At 73.5% G+C, this 19,886-nt stretch carries 17 protein-coding genes; 13 read left to right on the forward strand and 4 right to left on the reverse strand.

Annotation, left to right across the window (positions count from 1 at the left end):
• Positions 1-49: 49 nt before the first annotated feature.
• The 9 genes from asnB (at position 50) to ACFVHB_RS21345 (ending at position 12,487) form a co-directional block, all read left to right on the forward strand.
• Positions 50-1,900, forward strand: coding sequence for an asparagine synthase (glutamine-hydrolyzing) (asnB, locus tag ACFVHB_RS21305; protein WP_380324322.1), 1,851 nt, complete (start codon positions 50-52; stop codon positions 1,898-1,900).
• 244 nt (positions 1,901-2,144) lie between these two features.
• Positions 2,145-3,269 (forward strand): hypothetical protein, encoded by a 1,125-nt coding sequence (locus tag ACFVHB_RS21310; RefSeq protein WP_380324325.1) that lies wholly within the window; start codon positions 2,145-2,147, stop codon positions 3,267-3,269.
• A gap of 123 nt (positions 3,270-3,392) precedes the next feature.
• Positions 3,393-4,814: a pyridoxal phosphate-dependent decarboxylase family protein gene (locus tag ACFVHB_RS21315; protein WP_380324328.1), complete on the forward strand. Its 1,422-nt coding sequence runs from the start codon at positions 3,393-3,395 to the stop codon at positions 4,812-4,814.
• A gap of 236 nt (positions 4,815-5,050) precedes the next feature.
• Positions 5,051-6,505, forward strand: coding sequence for a GNAT family N-acetyltransferase (locus ACFVHB_RS21320; RefSeq protein ID WP_380324331.1), 1,455 nt, complete (start codon positions 5,051-5,053; stop codon positions 6,503-6,505).
• A gap of 320 nt (positions 6,506-6,825) precedes the next feature.
• On the forward strand, positions 6,826-8,088 hold the full coding sequence (locus ACFVHB_RS21325; protein WP_380324333.1) for a MurT ligase domain-containing protein: 1,263 nt from the start codon (positions 6,826-6,828) through the stop codon (positions 8,086-8,088).
• Between the two features lie 49 nt (positions 8,089-8,137).
• Positions 8,138-8,866 (forward strand): type 1 glutamine amidotransferase, encoded by a 729-nt coding sequence (locus tag ACFVHB_RS21330; RefSeq protein WP_238864478.1) that lies wholly within the window; start codon positions 8,138-8,140, stop codon positions 8,864-8,866.
• A 360-nt stretch (positions 8,867-9,226) separates the two neighbouring features.
• Complete coding sequence (locus ACFVHB_RS21335; protein WP_380324337.1) at positions 9,227-10,252, forward strand: 6-phosphofructokinase; 1,026 nt, start codon at positions 9,227-9,229, stop codon at positions 10,250-10,252.
• Positions 10,253-10,375: 123 nt separating this feature from the next.
• Positions 10,376-11,371: a 2-hydroxyacid dehydrogenase gene (locus ACFVHB_RS21340; RefSeq protein WP_380324367.1), complete on the forward strand. Its 996-nt coding sequence runs from the start codon at positions 10,376-10,378 to the stop codon at positions 11,369-11,371.
• 141 nt (positions 11,372-11,512) lie between these two features.
• Positions 11,513-12,487 (forward strand): cytochrome c oxidase assembly protein, encoded by a 975-nt coding sequence (locus ACFVHB_RS21345; protein WP_380324340.1) that lies wholly within the window; start codon positions 11,513-11,515, stop codon positions 12,485-12,487.
• 108 nt (positions 12,488-12,595) lie between these two features.
• Here ACFVHB_RS21345 and ACFVHB_RS21350 read toward each other — a convergent pair whose 3' ends face one another.
• Positions 12,596-13,306 (reverse strand): TetR/AcrR family transcriptional regulator, encoded by a 711-nt coding sequence (locus ACFVHB_RS21350; protein ID WP_380324343.1) that lies wholly within the window; start codon positions 13,304-13,306, stop codon positions 12,596-12,598.
• A gap of 140 nt (positions 13,307-13,446) precedes the next feature.
• Here ACFVHB_RS21350 and ACFVHB_RS21355 point away from each other — a divergent pair, with 140 nt between their 5' ends.
• On the forward strand, positions 13,447-14,916 hold the full coding sequence (locus tag ACFVHB_RS21355; protein ID WP_380324346.1) for an MFS transporter: 1,470 nt from the start codon (positions 13,447-13,449) through the stop codon (positions 14,914-14,916).
• Between the two features lie 94 nt (positions 14,917-15,010).
• Positions 15,011-15,649 carry a YdcF family protein gene (locus ACFVHB_RS21360; RefSeq protein WP_380324349.1) on the forward strand — a complete coding sequence of 213 codons (639 nt, stop codon included), beginning with the start codon at positions 15,011-15,013 and terminating at the stop codon, positions 15,647-15,649.
• Between the two features lie 150 nt (positions 15,650-15,799).
• Here ACFVHB_RS21360 and ACFVHB_RS21365 read toward each other — a convergent pair whose 3' ends face one another.
• The 3 genes from ACFVHB_RS21365 to ACFVHB_RS21375 all read right to left on the reverse strand — a co-directional run bounded on the left by ACFVHB_RS21365 (position 15,800) and on the right by ACFVHB_RS21375 (position 18,998).
• Entirely contained in the window at positions 15,800-18,022 is a 2,223-nt protein-coding gene (locus ACFVHB_RS21365) for an NADP-dependent isocitrate dehydrogenase (protein ID WP_380324352.1), read from the reverse strand.
• Positions 18,023-18,208: 186 nt separating this feature from the next.
• Positions 18,209-18,577, reverse strand: a complete 369-nt coding sequence (locus tag ACFVHB_RS21370; RefSeq protein ID WP_380324355.1) for a DUF4180 domain-containing protein — start codon at positions 18,575-18,577, stop codon at positions 18,209-18,211.
• A complete protein-coding gene (locus ACFVHB_RS21375) occupies positions 18,570-18,998 on the reverse strand; it encodes a helix-turn-helix domain-containing protein (protein ID WP_380324358.1) in 429 nt (142 codons plus the stop codon). The genes ACFVHB_RS21370 and ACFVHB_RS21375 overlap by 8 nt, the downstream gene beginning before the upstream one ends.
• Positions 18,999-19,232: 234 nt before the next feature.
• Here ACFVHB_RS21375 and ACFVHB_RS21380 point away from each other — a divergent pair, with 234 nt between their 5' ends.
• Positions 19,233-19,523 (forward strand): SAV_915 family protein, encoded by a 291-nt coding sequence (locus ACFVHB_RS21380; protein ID WP_380324361.1) that lies wholly within the window; start codon positions 19,233-19,235, stop codon positions 19,521-19,523.
• Positions 19,520-19,837: a hypothetical protein gene (locus ACFVHB_RS21385; protein WP_380324364.1), complete on the forward strand. Its 318-nt coding sequence runs from the start codon at positions 19,520-19,522 to the stop codon at positions 19,835-19,837. Before ACFVHB_RS21380 ends, ACFVHB_RS21385 begins: the two co-directional genes overlap by 4 nt.
• Positions 19,838-19,886 lie beyond the last annotated feature (49 nt).

Below are 19,886 nucleotides of genomic sequence, written 5' to 3' on the forward strand. Positions count from 1 at the left end.
GTCCGCATACGCATCGGAGATGCGGATCGGACGAACCGGAGGCTTGCTGATGTGCGGGATCACCGGATGGGTCGCCTTCGACCGCGACCTCACCACCGAACGTGCGGTGCTCGACGCGATGACGGCCACCCAGCTCTGCCGCGGCCCGGACGCCGGCGGGGTCCACCTGGAGCGGCACGCCGCGCTCGGCCACCGCCGCCTCGCCGTGATCGACATCGAGGGCGGCACCCAGCCCATGACCGTCGAGCACGACGGCCGGGTGCTGGCCGCCCTCACCTACAGCGGGGAGGTGTACAACCACCGCGAGCTGCGCGCCGAGCTGGAGGCGGCCGGCCACCGGTTCCGCACCCGCAGCGACACCGAGGTGGTGCTGCACGCCTACCTGGAGTGGGGCGAGGGCCTGGCCGAGCGGCTGAACGGCATGTTCGCCTTCGCGGTCTGGGACACCCGCGGCCAGGAACTGCTGCTGGTCCGCGACCGGATGGGCGTCAAGCCGCTGCACTACCACCCGACCCCGCACGGCGTGGTCTTCGGCTCCGAGGTGAAGGCCGTGCTCGCCCACCCCGCCGTCCGGCCGGTCGTCGACCTGGACGGCCTGCGCGAGATGTTCGCCGTCACCAAGTCCCCCGGCCGCTCGGTCTACCGCGGCATCGCCGAGGTGCGGCCCGGCCACGTGGTCCGGATCCGCCGCGAGGGCATCTCGATCCGCCGGTACTGGGGCCTGGAGGCCCGCGAGCACACCCACGACCTGGACACCACGGTGGCCACCGTCCGGGCCCTGCTCGACGACATCGTCCACCGCCAGCTGGAGTCCGACGTCCCGCTCTGCTCGCTGCTCTCCGGCGGGCTCGACTCCAGCGCCGTCACCGCCCTCGCCGCCCGGGCGCTGCGCGCCGCCGGCGCCGGCCCGGTGCGCTCCTTCGCCGTCGACTTCACCGGCCAGAGCGAGCACTTCCGGGCCGACGAGGTGCGCTCCACCCCGGACGGCCCGTACGCCCGCCTGCTCGCGCGGCACGTCGGCGCCGACCACAGCGTCATCGAGCTGGACAGCGCCGCCCTCACCGACCCCGAGCAGCGCGCCGCCGTGCTGCGCGCCCGGGACACCCCGGGCGGCTTCGGCGACATGGACACCTCGCTGCTGCTGCTCTTCCGCGGGGTGCGCGAGCACTCCACGGTGGCGCTGTCCGGCGAGTCCGCGGACGAGCTCTTCGGCGGCTACCGCTGGTTCCACGACCCACGGCTGGTCGCCGCCGACGACTTCCCGTGGGCGGGCGCGGTCACCCAGCTCGCCGGCGAGGGCGCCGGGCCGCGCGAGCAGCTGCTCGACCGCGGGCTGGTCGCCAAGCTCGACGTCCACGAGTACCGGCGGGCCCGCTACCGGGAGGCGCTGGCCGAGGTCCCGCACCTGCCCGACGCCTCCCCGGTGGAGCGGCGGATGCGGGAGATCTCGTACCTCAACCTGACCCGCTTCGTCTGCATCCTGCTGGACCGCAAGGACCGGATGAGCATGGCCAACGGGCTGGAGGTCCGGGTGCCGTTCTGCGACCACCGGCTGGTCCAGTACGTCTTCAACACCCCGTGGGCGATGAAGAACTTCGACGGCCGGGAGAAGAGCCTGCTGCGCGCCGCCGTCCGCGACGTCCTGCCGCCCGAGATCGCCGACCGGGTGAAGAGCCCCTACCCCATCGTCCAGGACCCGCACTACCCGGCGCTGCTGCGGGCCGAGCTCGCCGAAGTGGCCGCCGACCCGAAGGCGCCCGTCCTCGGCCTGCTGGACCGCCGGGCGCTCACCGACGCGCTCGCCCCGGACACCGACCCGCAGTCCGTCCGGCTCGCGGCCGACCTGGCGCTGGACCTCAACACCTGGCTGACGGAGTACCAGGTCTCGCTGGAGCTCTGACTCCGGCGCGCCTCCCGGGGCGTCAGCCTTCCCCGGCGGCGCGGCGGCACCGCCCGTGCCGCTGCGCCGCCCGGGTGGCCCGTCGCGGACGGTGACGCCGGCCAGCCCGCCTCGTTGGGCGGACACGGCGTGCGGTAGCGTCGCCGACACCTCCCGAATGGCGGCCGAAAACACGGATTCCCACCCAGGTGCCGTCAGGATGGGGAGCGACCCGTCCGCCTCGATCCGCCGGGGGATCTCCGTCATGCAACCGCGAGCGTTCGCGATTCTCACCGCCCTCCTGCTGGGGGTCCTCGGCCTCGGCTCGGTGGCGGTCACCGACTGGACGCCCGCCACCGCCACCACCGCGGCGGGCTCGGCCGCCCCCGGGACGCCGGGCGGGGGCGCACCGCCCACCGGCGGCCAGGGCACCGCGACGACCGCCACCCCGACCGGGGACCCGGCGGTGTGGACCCGCTCGACGCTGCGGAACAAGCTGATGGCCGAGATGGAGGCCACCGACCCCGGCGTGGCGCTGGCCGACCTCGACAGGATCAGCAAGGAGAAGCCGTACACCGTGCGGTTCTGCCACCCGATCGCGCACGAGCTCGGGCACGCGGCGGTGAAGCGGTTCAACGCCGACTTCCAGAAGGTGATCTCCTTCCCGCACGAGACCTGCGCGGCCGGCTACCTGCACGGCGCGGTCGAGGAGATGCTGAACGCCTCCACCCAGCCCGAGGTGGACCTGCTCAAGCTGTGCGCCCCCAAGAACACCGGCCCGTGCATCCACGGCGTCGGCCACGGCACCATGTTCGTCGCCAAGCAGGACGTGGCCAAGGCCCGCGACCTGTGCAACAAGTTCACCACCGACCAGAACCGGATCCGCTGCTCGGAGGGCCTGTTCATGCAGCTCTTCGGCCCGGACGAGGAGGACGAGACGGCGAAGGCCAACCTGCCCGCCGACAAGCTCGCCCAGGACCCGCTGTACCCGTGCAAGGACCAGCCGGCGCTGTTCCAGTCCGCCTGCTTCTTCTACGCGCCGACCTTCTACCTCTCCTCGCACGACTACCCGAACCACCCCGAGGTGTACGCCGACGCGCTGAAGTGGTGCCTCAACGGCAAGGCCTCCGGCGGCGCGGTGGACTGCAGCCGGGGCGTCGGCTCGCGGACCATGAAGTACAACCTGGACCGCGAGGACTGGGCCGCCCAGCAGTGCGCCACCGCCGCCGACGGCTGGCAGCGCAAGGCCTGCGCCGAGGGCCTGGTCAGCTACTACACGGTGAACTACACCGACGGCGGCGCGGCCGGCCGGCTCTGCGCCAAGATCACCAACAAGGAGATGCAGGGCTACTGCCGCTCGGCGAGCGGGCTCTCCGCCTCGCTGGACTGAGCCCGCCCCGTCCCACCTGTCGGGCCCGCGCCGCACGGCGCGGGCCCGTTCCGTAGGATCGGAGCCCGATCCAGGTGCGCCGAGGACGCCGCGCCACCAGGCCCCGCACCTCCTGGAGCCGCCGTGACCGAGGACTTCCGCGCCGCCGCGCACACCGCCGCCGACCTGGTCGCCGACTACCTCGCCGCCGTGCCCGCCCGCCCGGTCTGGCAGCCGATGGACGAGGCCGCGCGCGCCGCCCTGCTGGACGCGCCGCTGCCGGCCGCCGGCCGCCCGCTCGCCGACCTGCTGGCCGCCGTCGAGAAGGACGTGCTGCCGTACCCGATGGGCAACGGCAACCCGCGCTTCTTCGGCTGGGTGAACTCCGCGCCCGCCCCCGCCGGGGTCCTCGCCACCCTGGCCGCCTCCGCGATGAACCCCAGTTCGGCGGGCGGCGACCACGCCGACGTCCACCTCGAACGCGCGGTGGTCCGCTGGATCGCCGAACTGGTGGGCTTCCCGCACCCGGCCGGCGGCGGGCTGCTCACCTCCGGCACCTCGATGGCGACCATCGTCTGCCTGGCCGCCGCCCGCGACCGGGCCGCGCGCGCCGCCGGGTGGGACGTCCGCGAGGACGGCCTCGCGGGCCTGCCGCCGCTGGTCGGCTACGTCACCGGCGAGACCCACTCCTGCGTCCGCAAGGCCGCCGAGCTGCTCGGCCTGGGCAGCCGGCACCTGCGCACCGTCGCCACCGGCCCCGACGGCCTGCTGGACGTCGCCGACCTGCGCGCCGCGATCGAGCGCGACCGGGCCGCCGGGCTGCTGCCGTTCCTGGTGGTCGCCTCGGCCGGCACCGTCGGCACCGGCGCGGTGGACGCCTTCCACCCCATCGCCGACCTCTGCGCCGAACAGCGGCTCTGGCTGCACGTGGACGGCGCGTACGGGGCCTTCGGCCGGCTCGACCCGGCCATCGCGCACCGCTACGCCGGGCTGGAGCGGGCCGACTCGCTCGCCCTCGACCCGCACAAGTGGCTCGGCGTGCCGGTCGACTGCGGCTGCGCCCTGGTGCGCGACACCGAGGAGCTGCGGGCCACCTTCAGCCTCGTCCCCTCCTACCTGCGCGACGAGGCGGCGGGTTCGCTCGGGTGGTTCTCCGAGTACGGCACCGAGCAGACCCGCCCGTTCCGCGCCCTCAAGGTCTGGGCCACCATCGCCCACCGCGGCCGCGACGGCCTCGCCCGGGACATCGCCCACTGCACCGCGCTGGCCCGCCGCCTCGGCGAACTCGTCCGGGCCGATCCCGAGTTGGAGCTGCTCGCCGAGGTGCAGACCTCGATCGTCGCCTTCCGCCACCGCGCCCCGGGGCTGGACGAGGCCGCCCTCGACGCCCTCAACCGCGAGCTGCCGGTCGCCGTGCAGCGCCGCGGCCGGGTCTTCGTCACCGGCGCCCGCCTCGGCGACCGCGAGCTGCTCCGCGCCTGCCTCCTCAACGCCACCACCACCGAGGCCGACCTCACCCTCCTCCTCACCGAGGTCAAGGCCGCCGCCCACGAACTGCTCGGCTGACGGCGAGCGGACCCGAGCGCCCCGGAGGCGAGCGGGCGAGTGACCGCCCCGAGCCGAAGGGGCGCGCCGGTGCCGAAAGGGAGGAGCGAGGACGCCTGAGGGACGAGGGCGTCGGAGCGACGACCGTCGGCACCGGACCCGAGCGCCCCGGAGGCGAGCGGGCGAGTGACCGACATTAACCACAAGGTCACGGGGGATTCGTGATCGTGAAACACCGGAACGGCAGATTTGATGCCATGGAGCACACGGAGCAGCTGACGACGACCGGAACGACGAAGAACCCGACGCCGACCCCCTCCCGTGCCCAGCGGCGCGGTGCCCGGGCGCACAGGTGGCGCCGCGACACCGTGGAGCTCGCCGCGGTGTTCCTCTCGGTGACCGCGGCCGATCTGGTGGCCAAGGTGGTGGTGCACGGCCCGGAGGGGCCGGTGGTGCTCGCGACCTCCGCGGTGGCCCTGGTGGCCACGGCGGTCTTCCACAGTTGGTGGTCGCACCGCCACCAGTTGCACGGGCCGCCGGCGCCGGACGCGCCCGCGCCCCCGGCCGCCGGGGCGGAGCCGCGGCCGGAGCGGTCGAGGGGAGCGTCGGACGAGCCGTTGCAGGGGCCGCTGCACGACTTCGAGCAGACGACGCTCTGGCGGATCCGCACCACGGTGCAGGACTCCCCCGGCAGCCTGGCGCGGGTGTGCACGGCCTTCGCGGAGCGGCAGGTCAACATCGTCTCGATGCAGTCGCACCCGCTGCCGGAGGGCACGGTGGACGAGTTCTTCGTCCGCGCGCCGCGCTCGCTCACCCGGGCCGAGCTGGCCGTGCTGGTGGCGGCGGCGGGCGGGCACGACATCTGGAGCGCCCCGGCCGACGCGCACGACCTGGTGGACGTGCCCACGCACGTGCTGGCGCTGGCGACCCGGACCGCGCTGGACGCCGCCGAGCTGCCGATCGCGCTGCGGCAGCTGTTCGGCCAGTGCACCATCCGGCAGTACCCGGGCGCGGCCGGGCGCGGCGGCGCCGGGGTGGACGGGCACGTGATGCGGCTGCCGGTGCCCTCCGGCGACCTGATCGAGCTCAGCCGCCCGCACCTGCCGTTCACCCCGACCGAGTTCGCCCGGGCGCAGGCCCTGGTCGAGCTGGACACCCTGCTCGGCCCCCGGGTGCCGGACGTCTCGGCCCGGCTGACCCTGCCCGCCGGCGCCGACCTGACCGTCCGGCGCGCGGACGCGGGCGACAAGGAGGCGGCGCTGGCGATGCACCACCGCTGCTCCTCCGACACGCTGCGCAAGCGGTACCACGGCCCGGTCCGGGACGCCGACCGCTACCTGGACCACCTGCTGGACGCCCGGCACGGCCAGGCCCTGGCGGTGGAGGCCGCGGACGGGCGGATCGTCGCCCTGGGGCACCTGATGTGGGACGACGGCAGCGCCGAGGTCGCGGTGCTGGTCGAGGACGCCTGGCAGCGGCGGGGGCTGGGGCTGGACCTCATGCGGCGGATGTCGGCGCTGGCCCTGGAGGCCGGCGTGGAGACGGTGTACGCCGTCACCCAGTCCTCCAACACCGGACTGATCGCCACCATGCGCAAGCTGGCCGCGCCGCTGGACTACCAGGTCGAGGAGGGCACCCTGGTGATCACCGCGCACCTGGCCGAGGCGGCCGAGGAGCTGCCGGTCCCCTGGCCGATCCGGCCGGGCCGGTAATCGTTTCTTCACCACATCCTCACGGCACACCCCCGGGCCGGACGGCGACCTCGCCGTCCGGCCCGGGCCCGTGCGGCCCGTGAGGGAACCACCGGCCCGGGAAACGGCGTCCGAAGCCGCGTACGGCCCGTCCGTACACCGCCTTTTCTGACGACCTGTCAGTGTTCACCGGGAGTCGCCACCGGGGCCGTCGCAGCAGGCGGCGCGGGGTCCGGAGCGTCGACCCGGGCGGAGGAGTCGGTAGGCTGGCCCCGTCCCCGCCGCCCGACGGCCCGTTATCCGGCCCCGGGCGGTGCCGCAGCAAGGAGGAACCACTGAGCATGGCAGGCACCGAATCGGAGCCCACAGGCGCACGCGACGCCTCCCTGCCGGCCCGCGCCAAGATCGCGGTCACGGCCGGCCGGGTGGCCGCCGCCGTGTCCCGCAAGGCCGGCCGCGGCAGCGGCTCGGTGATCGGCGGCAAGGTCGCCCTCAAGCTCGACCCCGATCTGCTCGCCACTCTCGCCGACCACCTCGACGTCGTGCTGGTCAGCGCCACCAACGGCAAGACCACCACCACCCGGCTGATCGCCGAGGCGCTGCGCGCCGCCGGCCCGGTCGTCTCCAACGCGCTCGGCGCCAACATGCCGGCCGGCATCACCTCCGCCCTGGCCGGCGGCTCGGAGGCCCGCTTCGGCGTCATCGAGGTGGACGAGAAGTACCTGGCCGGCGTCGCCCGCGACACCCGCCCGAAGGCGATCGCCCTGCTCAACCTCTCCCGCGACCAGCTCGACCGCGCCGCCGAGACCCGGATGATGGCCGAGAAGTGGCGCGAGGGCCTGCAGGACACCGAGGCCGTGGTCATCGCCAACGCCGACGACCCGCTGGTGACCTGGGCCGCCTCCTCCTGCAAGAAGGTCGTCTGGGTGGCCGCCGGCCAGGCCTGGAAGGAGGACGCCTGGTCCTGCCCCGCCTGCGGCGGCGTGATGCAGCGCCCGGGCGACGACTGGTTCTGCCAGGACTGCGGCTTCCGGCGCCCCAACCCGCACTGGGCGCTCCAGGGCACCCACGTGATCGACCCGCAGCGCGGCGCCTGGCCGATCCGGCTGCAGCTGCCCGGCCGGGCCAACCTGGCCAACGCCACCAGCTCCGCCGCGGTCGCGGCCGTCTTCGGGGTCGCCCCGCAGGTCGCGCTGGAGCGGATGCAGTCGGTGACGGCCGTGGCCGGCCGCTACGACGTCGTCCAGTACCAGGGCCGCGACATAAGGCTGCTGCTGGCCAAGAACCCGGCCGGCTGGCTGGAGACCTTCTCGCTGATCGACGGCCCGCCGGCGCCGGTCATCCTGTCCGTCAACGCGCTGGACGCCGACGGCACCGACACCTCCTGGCTCTGGGACGTCGACTACGAGCGCCTCGCCGGGCACCCGGTGTTCGTCATGGGCCAGCGCAAGCTGGACCTGGCCGTCCGCCTGGAGGTCGCCGGGCTGCAGTTCCACGTCGTGGACTCGCTGGAGCAGGCCGTCCGGATGGCCCCGCCCGGCCGGATCGAGGCGATCGCCAACTACACCGCCTTCCAGCAGCTGCGGAAGGTCGTGGCCGGCTGATGCCGGCCCAGCAGCCCCATCGAGTGAGCGTGACGGAAGGCCTTCGAGGATGAGTGAGAGCAGCCTGCGCGTGGTCTGGGTCTACCCGGACCTGCTCAGCACCTACGGCGACCGGGGCAACGCCCTGGTCGTGGAGCGCCGGGCCCGCCAGCGCCACCTCAACGTGACCCGGATCGACGTCCGCTCCGACCAGTCGATCCCCACCAGCGGGGACATCTACCTGATCGGCGGCGGCGAGGACCGTCCGCAGCGGCTGGCCGCCGAGCGCCTGCGGGCCGACAGCGGCCTGATCCGGGCCGCCGAGAACGGCGCGATCATCTTCGGCGTCTGCGCGGGCTTCCAGATCATGGGCCACGAGTTCATCAACGACCTCGGCGAGCGCGAGCCGGGCCTGGGCCTGCTCGACGTCTGGACCACCCGCGGCGAGGGCGCCCGGTGCGTCGGCGACGTGCTGGCCGACGTCGACCCGCGGCTCGGTCTGCCGCAGCTGACCGGCTTCGAGAACCACCAGGGCGTCACCCACCTCGGCCAGGGCGTCCAGCCCTTCGCCAACGTCACCGTCGGCCGGGGCAACGGCACCGGGGACGGCACCGAGGGCGCCTGGCGGGACACCGTCTTCGGCACCTACCTGCACGGCCCGGTGCTGGCGCGCAACCCCGCCGTCGCCGACATGCTGATCAAGCTGGCGCTGGACGTCAACGCCCTGCCGCCGGCCGACACCACCTGGTACGACGCGTTGCGCGCCGAGCGCATCGCGGCCACTTCGCGCCCCGCGTAGTACGCCCCCCGGCCCGTCCGCTCCCACCGGCTGCCCGCATCGCGGGCACCTGGTCCACGGGCGGGCCGGAACGTACGACAATGGGGCTGCCGGCTGCACACCCTCCTCGGCAGCAGGCTGCACTTCCGCGCGGGGGCGCCGACGGCGCCGCTCCCGCGTCGGCTCCTGCCCGGCCGGACGCAGGCGCCGTATGCTCGACCCCGCGGCCGGTTCCGGGCGTTCCGCTCCGGATCGGCCGGTCCTTCACCCGACGGTCAACTCCCCGCCACCACGGCGTGGAACGGCGCCGCTACGGTGACGGTTCGTCGCACCAGCCTGTAGTCCGGCCGTTCCTCGGTTCTGCTCGGGAGTTGCAAAACTATGCGTATCGGAGTGCTGACCAGCGGCGGTGACTGCCCCGGCCTGAACGCGGTGATCCGTTCCGTGGTCCACCGGGGGGTGGTCGACCACGGCGACGAGATCATCGGGTTCGAGGACGGCTGGCGCGGTTTCCTGGAGGGCCACCACCGGCCCCTGACCCTGGACTCGGTGAGCGGCATCCTCGCCCAGGGCGGCACCATCCTCGGCTCCTCGCGGGTGCAGCCGAGCCACCTGCGCGACGGCGTCGAGCGCGCCAAGCGGTACTGCGCGGACCTCGGCCTGGACGCGGTGATCCCGATCGGCGGCGAGGGCACCCTCAAGGCCGCCAAGCTGATGAGCGACGCCGGTCTGCCGATCGTCGGCGTGCCGAAGACGATCGACAACGACATCGCCGCCACCGACGTGACCTTCGGCTTCGACACCGCCGTCTCGGTCGCCACCGAGGCCCTGGACCGGCTGAAGACCACCGCCGAGTCCCACCAGCGCGTCATGGTCGTCGAGGTCATGGGCCGCCACACCGGCTGGATCGCGCTCAACGCGGGCATGGCCGCCGGCGCCCACGCGATCGTCGTCCCGGAGCGTCCGTTCCACATCGAGAAGCTCACCGCCGTCGTCCGCGAGCGCTTCGACCGGCAGAAGAAGTTCGCGATCGTGGTCTGCGCCGAGGGCGCCAAGCCCGAGCCCGGCACCATGCACTGGGAGGAGGGCACCAAGGACATCTACGGCCACGAGCGGTTCACCGGCATCGCCACCCAGCTCTCCCGCGAGCTGGAGCACCGGCTCGGCAAGGAGGCCCGCCCGGTGATCCTCGGCCACACCCAGCGCGGCGGCACCCCGACCGCGTACGACCGGGTGCTCGCCACCCGGTTCGGCTGGCACGCCGTGGAGGCCGTCCACAAGGGCGCCTTCGGCCACATCACCGCGCTGCAGGGCACCAACATCAACCTGGTGCCGCTCGCCGAGGCCGTCGCCGAGCTGAAGACCGTGCCGCAGGACCGCTACCTGGAGGCCGAGACGGTCATCTGACCCGCCCCGCGTCACCCCGGCCCCCGAGCACCCGCCCGGGGGCCGGTGTCGTTCCCGCCTCCCGCCCGCCCGCCGCGGCTAGCGTGACCGGTGGACCAGACCACCACCGGAAGGGACCAGCCGATGGAGATCCTCGCGTACGGCGTGCAGGCCGACGAGCGGCCGCTGCTGGAGCAGGCGTTCGCGGGCCGGCACGAGCTGCGCTGCCTGGACGTCTTCCTCAACCGCGACACCGCGCCGCTGGCCGCCGGGTACCCGGCCGTGAGCAGCAGCGTCAACGCCGAGCTGGACGCCGGGACGCTCGCCCTGCTGGCCGCCGGCGGCACCGAACTGATCGTCCAGCGTTCCACCGGGTTCAACAACATCGACCTGACCGCCGCCGCCGAGCTGGGCCTGACCGTCGGCCGGGTCTCCCACTACAGCCCGTACGCGGTGGCCGAGCACGCCTGGGCGCTGGCGCTGGCGGTCAACCGGCGGCTGACCCGGGCCGCGAACCGCAGCCGGGAGTTCGACTTCCGCCTCGACGGCCTGCTCGGGCGCGACATCCACGGCATGACGGTCGGCGTGATCGGCACCGGCAAGATCGGCACGTGCTTCACCCGGATCGCCCACGGCTTCGGCACCGAACTGCTCGGCTGGGACCTCGCCGCCAACCCGGAGTGCGTCGCGCTCGGCATGACCTACACGGACCTGCCCGAGCTGCTCTCCCGCGCCGACCTGGTCAGCCTGCACGTCCCGCTGGTGCCGGACACCCACCACCTGATCGACGCCGCCGCGCTGGCCCGGATGAAGGACGACGCCCTCCTGGTCAACTCCAGCCGCGGCGGCCTGGTGGACACCGCCGCCCTGGTCGAGACGCTGCGGGCCGGCCGGCTCTCCGGCGTCGGCCTCGACGTCTACGAGGAGGAGAGCGGCGTCTTCTTCACGGACCGCTCGATCGAGGGCATCTCCGACGACGTCCTGGCCCGGCTGGTCACCTTCCCCCACGTGGTGGTCACCTCGCACCAGGCGTACTTCACCGACACCGCCGTCGGCCAGATCATCGCCGCCACCGTCCGCAACCTCGACGACTTCGCGGCCGGCCGGCGCAACGAGAACACCCTCGTCCCGCGGTCCTGAAGCCGCCCGGCCGGGGGGTGGGCGAAGCGCCGGGGTAAGGCCCGCCTAGGCTGTTCCCGAAGCAAAACGGGCGAACCGGACCCACCCAGGGGCCGCGAAGAGGGAAAGCAGGACCCGCCGATGGGCGACGGAATGTCAGGCATGCACCACCACGGGGGGATGACGCAGCTCGGACCGTTCTCCCTCTCGAACGTCCTGACCTGGTCCCCCGACTGGGTGTTCCTGATCGGCAGCCTGGTCGCGCTGGCGCTGTACGGGACGGGCGTGGTCCGGCTGTACCGGCGCGGCGACCGCTGGCCGGTCGGCCGGGCCGTCGGCTGGGTGGCGGGCATCGCCTCGGTGATCCTGGTCACCTGCACCGGGCTGAACGACTACGGCATGGTGCTGTTCAGCGCGCACATGATGCAGCACATGGTGCTGTCCATGCTCTCGCCGATCCTGCTGCTGCTCGGCGCGCCGATCACGCTGGCGCTGCGCGCGCTGCGCCCGGCCGGCAAGGGCCGTCCGCGCGGACCGCGGGAGCTGCTGGTGGCGCTGCTGCACAGCACCTACGTCAAGGTGATCTCGCACCCGGCGTTCACCATCCCGCTGTTCATCGCGAGCCTGTACGGGGTGTACTTCACCCCGCTCTTCGACTTCCTGATGCAGTACCGCCTCGGGCACATCTTCATGATGGTGCACTTCCTCGCCACCGGGCTGGCGTTCTTCTGGCCGATCATGGGCGTGGACCCGGGCCCGAACCGGCCCGGCCACGTGATGCGGATCATCGAACTGTTCATGGGGATGCCGTTCCACGCCTTCTTCGGCGTCGCCGTGATGATGGCCAGCCACCAGCTGGTCACCACCTTCACCGAGGACGGCGCGCCACCCGGGACGGACCTGCTGGCGGACCAGAAGCTGGCCGGCGGGATCACCTGGGCGTTCGGCGAGATCCCGACCGCGATCGTGCTGATCGCGCTGGTCTACCAGTGGATGCGGTCCGAGCAGCGGCTGTCCCGCCGCCGCGACCGCGCCGAGGACCGCAACGGTGACGCCGAGCTGGCGGCGTACAACGCGTACCTGGCCTCGCTGGACAAGCGCGGCCAGCGTCCGGCCCCGGCCGCCGACGCCGGCTGAGCCCGCCGCACCACCGAGGAACCCCCCGCCCGACGCCCGGGCGGGGGGTTCCGGCGTTCCCGGGACCATGCGATCGGGGAGGAGCCAGCCCGCCGGGGAGCCCGGAGGTCAGGCGGCCGGGCCGGCCTGGCGGGCCAGGCCGGCCACCAGGATGTCCAGGCCGAACTCGAACCGCTCGTCGCCGACGTTGCGGGTGAGGGCGGCCGCCATCGAGGTGATCATCGGGTAGCGGTCGACCGGGATCGTCGCGAAGTACTGCCGGACCCGGTCGGTGTACTCCTGGGAGTTCCCGCCGCCGCGGGTCGAGACCTCGAAGGTGGTCGCGGTGGTGTACAGGCCGAGCAGGTCCACCCCGTAGGCGGCCGTCTGCTCGTCCAGACCGCCCGCGCGCAGGATGCCGAGCATGGCCTCGGCGATGTCCATCGCGTGCGGCGTCATCGGGACGTTGGCGACCACGGCGGCCTTGGCGAGGTCCCGGTGGCCGAGCAGGACGTCCCGCGAGCGGCGCATCAGCCGCTTGATCTGGTCCTGCCAGTCGGCGGGATCCGGCCGTTCGAGCTCGACCTCGGAGTAGGCGAGGTCGAGGACCAGCTCGATCAGCTCCTCCTTGTTGCCGACGTGGGCGTAGAGGCTGGCCGCGCCGGTGTCGAGCTCCTGGCCGACCCGGCGCATGCTCAGCGCGTCCATGCCCTCGGTGTCGACGATCCGCAGCGCCGCCTCGACGATCCGCTCGCGGGTCAGCGGCTGGCGCCGCGGCGAGCCCTGCTCCTTCTCCGGCCAGTGCGCTGACCAGCTCGAACGCGGGGCGGCACTGGTCATGGGGGGCTCCTTCGGGTCGGCGACGGGTCCACATTACTTGACACGAACACCGTTCCATGGAAGAACACTGTTCGTTGCGAAAAACAGTGTTCGTTCGGACGAACGAGGTTCGTCCAGCTCCCACCTCCGGAGAGCCACTCATGACCAGTCAGACCCTCCCTCCCCCGGCCACCCGCACGGCCGCCGAGCCCGAACCGGCGGGCTACCGGCTGCGCTGGGCCGCGCTCGCCGTCATCCTGGCGGCCGAGGTGATGGACCTCCTCGACACCACGATCGTCGGCGTCGCCTCCCCCGCCATCCAGCGCGACTTCGGCGGCACCGAGGCGCAGATCCAGTGGATCTCCGCCGCCTACACGCTCGCCTTCGCCGTCCTGCTGATCACCGGCGGCCGGCTCGGCGACCTCTTCGGCCGCAAGCGCCTCTTCGTCACCGGCGCGGCCGGCTTCACCGTCGCCTCCGTGCTCTGCGCCGCCTCGACCGGCGCCGGCACCCTGATCGCCGCCCGGACCGTCCAGGGCCTGTTCGCCGCCCTGCTGATCCCGCAGGGGCTCGGCCTGATCAAGGCGATGTTCCCGCCGAAGGAGGTCGGCGCCGCCTTCGGCCTGTTCGGCCCGGTCCTCGGGCTCTCCTCCGTCCTCGGGCCGACCCTGGGCGGCTACCTCACCGACGCCGACTGGTTCGGCACGGGCTGGCGGATGGTCTTCCTGATCAACCTGCCGCTCGGCCTGCTCGCGGTGTTCGCCGCCGTGAAGATCCTGCCCGCCAACCGCACCACCCGCGGCGCCGAGGCCGGGCGGCTCGACCCGGTCGGCGTCCTGCTGCTCAGTGCCGCCGTGCTGCTGCTGGTCTACCCGCTGGTGCAGGGCCGCGAGCTCGGCTGGCCGCTCTGGACCTACCTGGCGATGGCCGCCTCGCTGCCGGTCCTCCGGATCTTCGCCCTCCACCAGCGCCGGGTCCTGCGGCGCGGCGGCACCCCGTTGATCGAGCCCTCGCTGTTCGCCAAGCGGGCCTTCACCTCGGCGCTCGCCACCGGGCTGGTCTTCTTCGCGGCGTTGTCCGGCCTGATGCTGACCTTCACCCTGTACCTCCAGCTCGGCCTCGGCTGGACCCCGCTGCACTCCGGCCTCAGCATGATCCCGCTCTCGCTCGGCATCGTGGCCGGCGCGATCCTCTCCGGCGGCTTCCTCGGCCCCCGCTACGGCCGGCGGGTGCTGCACGCCGGCATGGCCGTCGCCACCGCGGGCACGCTCGCCCTCCGGGCCTCCGTCGAGCACTGGGCCGGCGGCCTGACCAGCTGGGAGCTGATCCCCGGACTCGCCCTCACCGGCTTCGGCCTCGGCCTGATCATGGCGCCGTTCTTCGACATCGCCCTGGCCGGCGTCGAGGAGTCGGAGACCGGCTCGGCCTCCGGCGTGCTCAACGCCCAGCAGCAACTGGGCGGCTCGATCGGCGTCGCACTGCTCGGGACGGCCTTCTTCGGCTGGGCCGGCTCGGACGGCTTCCGCCACGCGGCCGGCTGGACCTTCGGGCTCACCGCCGTCCTGCTGGCCCTCGCCTTCGGCGTCGCCTTCCTGCTCCCCCGCCGGGCCCGCCCCGAGGGCGAGCACTGAGCCCGGCCGCCACGCGCCCCGCCACCGCGACCCCCGCCCCCGAAGTGCCGGGCGGGGGTCGCGGAGTCCAGGGGAGGTCCTAGGCTCGGACACCATGGGCACCCTGTCGATCGTCGCCGTCCTGCTCGGCGGGTACGCCGTGCTCTGGCTGCTCGGCTTCCTCGGCTGGGCGCTGTTCGACCGCCGCCGGCCGGACCCCGCCGGGGCCGACTTCCTCGTGGTGCTGGGCGCCGGGCTCGACGGCTGCGAACCGGCCCCGCTGCTGGTGGCCCGGCTGGAGGCCGCGCTCGCCCGCTACGCCGCCGAGCAGGCCGCCGGACGCGCGCCGCTGCTGCTGGTCACCGGCGGGAAGGGCCCGCGCGACGACTGCACCGAGGCCGCCGCGATGGCCCGCTGGCTGACCGCCCGGGGTGTGCCGGCCGAGCGGATCCGGCGCGAGGAGCGGGCCGCGAACACCACCGAGAACCTGCGCTTCAGCGCGGCGCTGATGGCCGCGGAACGACCCGGCTACCGCTGCACCGTGGTCACCAGCGGCTTCCACGTGCCCCGCTCGGGGCTCGCCGCGCGCCGGGCCGGCGTCCCCGGCCGGGTGGCCGGCGCGGACGGGCTGCTGGCGCACGGGCCGTACCCGCTGCTGCGCGAGGCGGTCGCGACGGCGCTGCTCTACCCGCGGGCCAACGGCGCGGCCGTCCTGCTGCTCGCCGGGGCCGGTGCGCTCCTCGGCCTCTCCTGAGCCGCCCCGCTCCGGCCCCGGGAGCCCTGGGAGCCCTGGGAGCCCGCGGGCCGGACGGCGGCACGGGGGAAGGCAGGGGGGAAGGCACGGGAAGGCCCCCGGGTCCGCAACCGGACCCGGGGGCCTCCCGGTACCTCAACTAGACCGTGATCAGCCGAGGCTGGCCAGCGCGTCGTTGAAGGTCTTCGACGGGCGCATCACGGCCGCGGCCTTGGCCGGGTCCGGCTGGTAGTAGCCACCGAGGTCGACCGGCGAGCCCTGGACGGCGATCAGCTCGTCCACGATGGTCTGCTCCTGCTCGGTCAGCGCCTGGGCCAGGCCCGCGAACGCCTGCGCCAGCTCGGCGTCGGCGGTCTGCCCGGCCAGCTCCTGGGCCCAGTACATGGCCAGGTAGAAGTGGCTGCCGCGGTTGTCGATGCCACCGAGGCGGCGGCTCGGCGACTTGTCCTCGTTGAGGAAGGTGCCGGTGGCGCGGTCCAGGGTGTCGGCCAGCACCTGGGCGCGGGCGTTGCCGGTGCTGGTGGCGAGGTGCTCGAAGCTGGCGGCCAGCGCGAAGAACTCGCCCAGGCTGTCCCAGCGCAGGTAGTTCTCCTTGACCAGCTGCTGGACGTGCTTCGGGGCGGAGCCGCCGGCGCCGGTCTCGAACAGGCCGCCGCCGTTGATCAGCGGGACGACCGACAGCATCTTGGCGCTGGTGCCCAGCTCCAGGATCGGGAACAGGTCGGTCAGGTAGTCACGCAGCACGTTGCCGGTCACCGAGATGGTGTCCTCGCCGCGGCGGATGCGCTCCAGCGAGAACTTGGTGGCCTCGACCGGGGACTTGATCTCGATCTGCAGGCCGGTGGTGTCGTGCTCCGCCAGGTAGGTCTTGACCTTCTCGATCAGGACGGCGTCGTGCGCGCGGGCCTCGTCCAGCCAGAAGACGGCCGGGCTGCCGGTGGCGCGGGCACGGGTGACGGCCAGCTTGACCCAGTCGCGGATCGGCAGGTCCTTGGTCTGGCAGGAGCGGAAGATGTCGCCCGGCTGGACGGCCTGCTCCAGCACGACGTTGCCCTCGGTGTCGACCAGGCGGACGGTGCCGGCGGCCGCGATCTCGAAGGTCTTGTCGTGGCTGCCGTACTCCTCGGCCGCCTGGGCCATCAGGCCGACGTTCGGCACCGAGCCCATGGTGGCCGGGTCGAAGGCGCCGTGGGCGCGGCAGTCCTCGATGACGGCCTGGTACACGCCGGCGTAGCTGTGGTCCGGCAGCACGGCCAGGGTGTCGGCCTCGTTGCCGTCCGGGCCCCACATGTGGCCCGAGGTGCGGATCATGGCCGGCATCGAGGCGTCGACGATGACGTCGCTCGGCACGTGCAGGTTGGTGATGCCCTTGTCCGAGTCGACCATGGCGAGGGCCGGGCCGTCGGCCAGCTCGGCCTCGAACGAGGCCTTGATCTCCTCGCCCAGGTGCGGCACCTTGTCCAGGCCCGCGAGGATGCCGCCGAGGCCGTTGTTCGGGTTCAGGCCCGCGGCGACCAGGACGTCGCCGTACTTGGCGAAGGTCTGCGGGAAGAAGGCGCGGACCACGTGGCCGAAGATGATCGGGTCGGAGACCTTCATCATGGTGGCCTTGAGGTGCACCGAGAACAGCACGCCCTCGGCCTTGGCGCGGGCCACCTGGGCGGCCAGGAACTCGTTCAGGGCGGCGGCGCGCATCACGGAGGCGTCGACGACCTCGCCGGCCAGCACCGGCACCGACTCGCGCAGCACGGTGGTGGTGCCGTCCTCGCCGACCAGCTCGATGCGGAGCGAGCCGTCCTCGGCGATCACGGCGGACTTCTCGGTGGACGCGAAGTCGTTCTCGCTCATGGTGGCGACGTTGGTCTTGGACTCGGCGGTCCAGGCGCCCATGCGGTGCGGGTGCGTCTTGGCGTAGTTCTTGACCGACGCGGGGGCGCGGCGGTCCGAGTTGCCCTCCCGCAGGACGGGGTTGACGGCGCTGCCCTTGACCTTGTCGTAGCGGGCGCGGACGTCCTTGTCCTCGTCGGTCTGCGGGTCGTCCGGGTAGTCCGGCAGCGCGTAGCCCTGCGCCTGCAGCTCGGCGATGGCCGCCTTCAGCTGCGGGATGGAGGCCGAGATGTTCGGCAGCTTGATGATGTTGGCGTCCGGGGTCTTGGCGAGCTCGCCTAGCTCGGCGAGGGCGTCCTCGATCCGCTGGCCCTCCGCCAGACGCTCCGGGAAGCTCGCGATGATCCGCCCGGCCAGGGAGATGTCGCGAGTCTCCACCTGCACGCCCGCCGTGGAGGCGTAGGCCTGGACCACGGGCAGGAACGAGTACGTTGCCAGGGCCGGCGCCTCGTCGGTGTGCGTATAGATGATGGTCGAGTCAGTCATCGGTACTCCGCTTCACGTCTCCAACGTCTTGACGTCAAGATATCTCGTGACCGCCCCTCCGCTCCACCTCCCCCCGCCCGGAGCACGCGCCGACGCCCGTCACGGGTCCGCGGCGGTCAGGTCCACCGTGGTCCCGGGACGGGCGCGGGGCAAGCGGAGCGGCGTCCGCGGACGGGCGCGGCGGCGTCACACCCCGGCGGTGCGGGCGGCCAGCTTGGCGTCGAACTCGGCCTCGTCGGCCAGGAACCAGAGCTCGCCGCCGCGGTTGCACTCCCGGACGAAGTCCCGCAGGGCGGTGCTCACGGCGGTGTGCCGGGAGATGTCGCCGACGACGGCGAGGCCGACGCGGTAGTTGACGAACTTCTGCACGATGCCGCCGGCGACGCGGGTGCTCAGCCGGAAGAAGTCGTCCTCGAAGCGGGCCGCCGGGACGACCACCCAGGTGGCGCCGTGCCCGAAGGCGTCGCCGATCACGTCCGTGGCCTCCCGTTCGCCCAGGATCGGCGCCCCCTCGGCGGGCAGGCGCAGGACGGTGACCTCGTGGCGGTCAGACATTCCGGTTCTCCTCGATGAGCGTGTGGACGATGGCGAGCAGTTCGGCGGTGTCGGCCAGGCCCCCGAGCACGATGACCTTGAGGGTCTCGCGCTCCTCGTTGTGCACGGTCTCGACCCGCAGCGGGGTGCCGCCCTCGCGCGGGCCCGCGATCGCCGCCATCACGGTGTTGGCGAGGCGGGCGGCCTCCGCCCGGCCGACGCCGTCCACCTGGACGATCGCCGACACCTCGGCGTGGCGCCGCTCGGGGACGGCCGGGGCGGCCGGGGCCCCGGTGAGGGCCTCCAGGCCGGCGGCGGCGATCCGGTACTGCTTGCCGATCCTGGTGGCCCGGAGCCGGCCGTCGCGGATGTAGCCGCGGACGGTCCGGACGTGCAGGCCGAGCAGCTCGGCCACCTGCTCCACCGAGTAGTACTGCGGCATCCCCCGCCCCTCCCTTCACTCTTCCCTTTCCTTCCCCAACCTACCATCAGCGACGGGATGAAAGGGAAGGATAGGGAGGCGCCGGTGGCGGCTCCTCGGAGCGGGCGTCAGAACTCCGTCAACACGGCGCGGCATTCGGTCAACGCTGCGTATGGACGGCGGCCGGGCGGCCGGTGCCGTCCTAGCGTCGGAGGAGCAGTTCCGGCAGGCCCACCACTCCTCGGGAGCACCCGCATGGCCCGCGTCGTCTGGCACGTCCCGGTCACCGTCACCGGACGCACCACCGCCCTCCGCCTGTTCCGCCTCCGCGACGGCCGCCGCTGCGCGGTCGGCTTCGCCACCGCCGAGGCCCTCACCGCACTCCTCGGCCCGGACCAGGCGTTCACCGAGCTCGGCGAGCCGGCCCTGCGGGCGCTCACCGCACCGCTCGGCGTGGACGCCCTGGTGGTGGACCCGAGGCTGGTCGCGCCGCCGGTCACGGCCGGCCGCTCCCCCGCCCCGGCGGCCCGGCTCCAGCCCCGGTGACCGCCCTCCACCTGCTCCCCGGCGGCGCCGAGCCGCGGCCGGAGGGAGCCCGGTCACTGCACGCCATCGCCCGGGTCGGCTTCGGCCCCGTCCCGCTGGACTTCCAGCGGCTGGCCGCCGAGTTCCCGGCGGTGCGGAGCGGTCTCGCACTGGCCGGCGAGGCCGACCTCGAACTGCGGCTCGCCTGCACCGGCCCCGAGGAGTTACGCGCCATCTCCACCGCCCTGCTGCGGGCGGGCGCCGCCCACGTCCAGGTCGACCTGGTGCTGCGCGCCCTCGTCCCGGGACCGCCGGACCTCCGGCCGGTGCCGTGACCGGAGCCGTACGGCGTCTTGCAGGCGGCGGCCCGCACCCCCGCAAGGG

It is taken from the genome of Kitasatospora sp. NPDC127111 (assembly GCF_042677465.1).
Classification (GTDB): Bacteria; Actinomycetota; Actinomycetes; order Streptomycetales; family Streptomycetaceae; genus Kitasatospora.